This is a genomic window from Blautia sp. AF17-9LB (genome assembly GCF_003479185.1).
Classification (GTDB): Bacteria; Bacillota; Clostridia; order Lachnospirales; family Lachnospiraceae; genus Fusicatenibacter; species Fusicatenibacter saccharivorans.
Map to the genome: position 1 here is coordinate 1 of NZ_QUGU01000035.1, position 4,003 is coordinate 4,003.

General features: G+C 41.1%; 2 protein-coding genes. Both read left to right on the plus strand.

The features are described 5' to 3' along the window. The first annotated feature begins 933 nt into the window (after window positions 1-933). On the plus strand, window positions 934-2,400 hold the full coding sequence (gene ltrA / locus DWX00_RS19290; protein WP_082424990.1) for a group II intron reverse transcriptase/maturase: 1,467 nt from the start codon (window positions 934-936) through the stop codon (window positions 2,398-2,400). Between the two features lie 229 nt (window positions 2,401-2,629). Next, window positions 2,630-3,913 carry a group II intron reverse transcriptase/maturase gene (gene ltrA / locus DWX00_RS19295; protein WP_118596021.1) on the plus strand — a complete coding sequence of 428 codons (1,284 nt, stop codon included), beginning with the start codon at window positions 2,630-2,632 and terminating at the stop codon, window positions 3,911-3,913. The last annotated feature ends 90 nt before the right edge of the window (window positions 3,914-4,003 follow it).

The window sequence follows — 4,003 nt, forward strand, 5'->3', positions numbered from 1 at the left end:
TTTTAGTTTGCGCGCCATGGGCGCGCTCTAACGGGTGAAAGTCCCGAACACGCCTAGGCGACAAGGAAGTGTATAGCTGAACAGCAAGGGTGTCTATCGTAAGGTAGAATCTGAAGGAAGCTGTAAGCAAACTCTTGGTCCGACGGACAGAAATCACATATGAGGCTAGGTTCCGCTTGGTAAGTCTGCTAAATAAGACAAAGCCGTAAAGTTGCCGTTTGTAGGAACCGAGTAAATGTGGCGGATATATGAGAGGAAAGAGCGTGCATCTTAAGCGTGGAGGTCTCACAGAGGTTTCATTAGCCTAGTAACAACGAACTGTGAGAAGTCAGCCGAGCCCATAGTGTGCGACTTGCAAGTCGTCATTTAAATTGTGATAAATTCACTACTACATCCGTTTGTAGTATTTCTACCGCATAGTGCCCAGTAAGTAATGAAAGGTGCGGAGCAGCGGGACAACGTGAGAAAGACAGAAACCACATCTGTCCTATTGCAAGGAAAAGATATGCAAGGTTAACATATGTGAACTGTCGTAAGGGTCGTCACTCGTGTAAAAGGTGAAAGTGGTTGATACACCTTGACTAAAATAGTACGGAGTCAGGGACATGATAATTACTATGGTATCATGCCAAACGGACAGAGAACTCCCGGTCTATAGGCAGAACCTAAACATATCAAGATTATTTAAATGACGAAACAAGGTAAACCTTATGTGCTCCTGGGAAAAGGTAGGCTAATCGTAAGAAAAGCACAATGCACAGAAGGCAGAGGATGTTGGAAAAAGCGAAAGTTCATGTGTAATGCATGAAATAAGGGTTCAAGATTTGCCCTGTCCGAAAGGAAGCAGACTTCCAACGCGTATCAATTACATGAAGAAACTGGAAACTGTGAATGTATCAAGTTCAATGGCACATTTGTGAGGACAATACAGACATGAAACTTCAATGGAACCAGATAGATTGGAAGAAAGCAGAAGAACAAGTTAACAGGCTACAGATTCGAATTGTAAAGGCAACATTAGAACAAAAGCTGAGATTGGTTAAGAGATTACAGTATTTAATAACTAATTCATTTTACGCGAAGGCTCTGGCTGTTAAACGAGTGGTTAGCAACAGAGGAAAGAAAACTCCAGGTATAGATGGAGAATTTTGGAAATCTGATAAAGAAAAAGTAAACGCAGTAAGGAGCCTGGACTGCCAGACATATCATGCAAAACCATTGAAAAGGGTATATATCGAAAAGTTTGGCAAGAAAGAAAAGCGTCCTTTGGGAATACCTACTATGAGAGACCGGGCTATGCAGGCATTACAACTTCTTGCGCTGGAACCAGTGGCAGAAACAACTGCCGACAGGATCTCCTTTGGATTTCGGAAATACAGAAGTCCTGAAGATGCACGTGAGTATGCGTTTAGTGTACTTAGCAGAAAGGATTCTCCACAATGGATTCTGGAAGGGGATATAAAAAGCTGCTTTGATAAAATCAGCCATCGGTGGATGATGGATAACATTCCCGGAAACAAAAGAATTATGAAAGAGTTCATGCGTTGTGGATATGTAGAAAAGGGAAAGTTATATCCGACTATAGAAGGCTCTCCACAGGGAGGAGTTATCTCGCCAACTTATGCAAACATGGTACTTGATGGATTAGAACCCATGATACTGGATGTATACTGGAGAAGCAAAGTTAAAAGGACATTTAGTGTGAAGTACAATGCGCATAAAGTACATGTGGTGAGATTTGCTGACGACTTTATCGTTACAGCATCTGACAAAGAAACACTGAAAGAAATCAAACCAATGATAGAAAGATTTCTTGAAGAAAGAGGACTGAGACTGTCAGAAGAGAAAACGGTCATTACTCACATTAATGATGGATTCGACTTTCTGGGTTGGAACTTTCGTAAATTTAAAGGAAAACTGATTATCAAGCCGTCACATAAATCTATGAAGAAAATTACGAGAAAAATCAGTGAAATAATAAAAGAAAACCAGACAGCCACACAGGAAATACTCATAAAGAAAATAAATGAGGTGACAGTAGGATGGGCAAATTATCATCACTCATCATGTGCTAAGAAGTGCTTTCATACGTTGGATCATCGCATATGGGAAATGTTGTGGAGATGGTCCAAACGCAGACACCCAAACAAAAACAAGCACTGGATAGTTAACAAATACTGGAAAGAGCATAAAGGCAGAAAGTGGACATTTATGTCGGACAAAAACATCCTATTTCTGATGATGGATATGCCAATTGTGCGAAAAGGGCAAATATCTTTAAACAAGAATCCATTTCTTGACAGGGAATACTTTGAATGCCGAGCAAAAAGGCACCGTCTGAACCGAAAAAGAGCTATGAATTCCAATCGAGCCGCGCAAATGGGATATTATGCGTTATAGATACGTGAGCGGAATGCGGTGAAAGTCGCACGTTCCGTTCTTTGGGGAGGGAATAACCGTAAGGTTTGTCCCTTACCCGACAGCGAAGAAGTCTCTGTAATGGAGATGGAGCGAAGGGGCGAACAATCAATAAGTTTGAGTATGTCTCGTATTGCAGAAATGACAACATCTGCCGTAACCAATCGGGAAAAGGGTGGTCAAATCAAGCGAGACGGAAAGGAAAGAACGCATGGACACAAGTAGTCTAATGAAGCAGATACTATCCAGCGATAATCTCAACAGAGCATATCTGCAAGTCGTACGAAATAAAGGTGCCGAGGGAGTGGACGGAATGAAGTACACAGAACTTAAAGAACATCTTGTAAAGGACGGCGAAATTATCAAGGAACAGTTGAGGACAAGAAAATATAAACCTCAACCAGTACGAAGAGTGGAGATACCAAAGCCAGACGGTGGTGTCAGAAACCTGGGAGTACCAACAGTAACAGACAGATTCATACAACAAGCCATTGCACAGGTCTTAACACCAATCTATGAGGAACAGTTCCATGACCATAGCTACGGATTCAGACCGAATAGATGTGCACAGCAAGCAATCCTAACAGCACTTGATATGATGAATGATGGTAATGACTGGATTGTAGACATTGACTTGGAAAAGTTCTTTGACACAGTAAATCATGATAAGTTGATGACTATTATTGGTAGAACGATTAAAGATGGAGATGTCATCTCTATTGTTAGGAAATACCTAGTTAGCGGAATCATGATAGATGATGAGTATGAGGACTCTATTGTGGGAACACCGCAAGGAGGAAACCTTTCGCCGCTACTGGCAAACATCATGTTGAACGAACTGGATAAGGAAATGGAAAAGAGAGGGCTTAATTTTGTACGATATGCGGATGACTGTATTATCATGGTTGGAAGTGAAATGTCTGCAAACAGAGTTATGAGAAATATCTCACGATTCATCGAAGAGAAACTAGGGCTCAAAGTCAACATGACTAAGAGCAAAGTAGATAGACCAAGTGGACTTAAATACCTTGGGTTTGGATTCTACTTTGATTCAAGAGCACATCAGTTTAAGGCAAAACCGCATGCAAAATCAGTAGCGAAGTTTAAGAAAAGAATGAAAGGACTCACCTGTCGTAGTTGGGGCGTCAGCAACAGCTATAAGGTAGAGAAGCTCAATCAGCTTATCCGAGGTTGGATAAACTACTTCAAGATAGGTAGTATGAAAATCTTATGTGCGAAATTAGATGCAAATATTCGGTATAGACTTCGTATGTGCATATGGAAACACTGGAAAACTCCGCAGAATCGTGCAAAGAATTTGATGAAGCTTGGAATTGACAGGATTACAGCATACAAAGTTGGTTATTGTTCAAGAGCCTATGCTCATGTATGTAGCTGTGGTGCTGTAAATATAGCAATAACAAACAAGAGATTAGCCTCATTTGGACTAATCTCAATGTTAGATTATTACACCGAAAGGTGTGTTACATGTTAAGTTGATTGAACCGCCGTGTACCGAACGGTACGCACGGTGGTGTGAGAGGTCGAAAATTCCTCATCAAGAGGAATTTTCTCCTACTCGATT

Excerpts from the sequence above, each read along its gene's own strand:
- ltrA (WP_082424990.1), top strand. The coding sequence starts at position 934 with ATGAAACTTCAATGGAACCAGATAGATTGGAAGAAAGCAGAAGAACAA.
- ltrA (WP_118596021.1), top strand. The coding sequence starts at position 2,630 with ATGGACACAAGTAGTCTAATGAAGCAGATACTATCCAGCGATAATCTC.